The following is a 305-nucleotide window of genomic DNA, read 5'->3' as shown; positions in this document are numbered from 1 at the left end:
GCCAATGGATATAACGGGAAAAGTGAAATCTGTCCGCCACAATAATAGGCGAACCCAATACTTTTTGAACCGCAGATTTAAAGGCGTGGCTCATATCCATCACGACCAATTGAACTTCTGAACCCTTTTCCCGAAGGTATTTCTTAATGGTGCTTACTGAGCGGTTTGGAAGTATATCCAGGGGCTCTCTAGTCTCCCCGTTAGCTATAATTAACTGATACTTTCCTGCATTGGTATCTCCTTTGTACTCATCGATCGCAATCACAGGTGGAAGCTTTTCAACCTCTTTTAACTGAGAGGCAGAG

Annotated in this window: 1 protein-coding gene; it reads right to left on the bottom strand. The window is 43.6% G+C overall.

Annotated elements, in window-relative coordinates:
• Positions 1 to 305: transposase (locus D3H55_RS23795; protein WP_136035812.1), on the bottom strand; the 305-nt coding region annotated here is incomplete at both ends.

This window comes from Bacillus salacetis (assembly GCF_003581585.1).
GTDB classification, from domain to species: domain Bacteria; phylum Bacillota; class Bacilli; order Bacillales; family Bacillaceae_B; genus Rossellomorea; species Rossellomorea salacetis.
The sequence above is the reverse complement of the archived record's forward strand: the minus strand, read 5'-3'. Positions and strand labels throughout refer to the sequence as shown.